Below are 684 nucleotides of genomic sequence, written 5' to 3' on the forward strand. Positions count from 1 at the left end.
TTCGCTTTAGTCTCGTGGGCTCGGTGCTCTCCCTTGGCGGCTGGTTCTTCATGGAGCCCACGGCCACCATGCTCGGCGCCACGCCGGGAAGCCAGATGCACCATGACGCCGCGCTTTACGGCCGCATGATGATGATCTCGCTGCCGTTCTTCATCCTGCAGTACGCCTTCCAGAGCTTCTTCGTCACGGCGGGCAAGCCCAAGTACGGCTTTCTGGTCATTGTGGCGGCCGGCGTGGCGAACATCCTTCTGGACTTCCTGTTCGTCGGCGTGTTCGGCTGGGGGCTTCCCGGTGCGGCGCTCGCCACGAACATCGGTGAACTCATCGGCGGCGGCATTCCACTCGTCTACTTCGCCCGCAAGCGCTCGACGCACCTGTACTTCGTGCGGCCGCATCTGCGCTGGCCCGTCATCGGGAAGGCCTGCGCCAACGGCTCGTCGGAAATGGTCACCAACATCGCCATGAGCCTCGTGGGCATCCTATACAACTGGCAGCTTCTGCGCTTCATCGGCGAGGACGGCGTGGCGGCCTACGGCGTCATCATGTACACCGTGATGATCTTCTCGGCCGTGTTCATGGGCTACTCCGTGGGCACCTCCCCGCTCATGAGCTTCCAGTACGGCGCCCAGAACCATACTGAAATGCGCTCGCTTCTGTGGAAGAGCCTGGGGCTCATCGGCGTGG

General features: G+C 63.0%; 1 protein-coding gene. It reads left to right on the plus strand.

The window, feature by feature from the left end; all coding sequences use genetic code 11:
- On the plus strand, positions 1–684 hold a 684-nt coding region (locus C1876_RS17430), incomplete at both ends, for an MATE family efflux transporter (RefSeq protein ID WP_211309583.1).

Origin of the sequence: Eggerthella sinensis, from assembly GCF_003339815.1 — a bacterium.
In the GTDB taxonomy this organism is placed as follows: Bacteria; Actinomycetota; Coriobacteriia; order Coriobacteriales; family Eggerthellaceae; genus Eggerthella; species Eggerthella sinensis.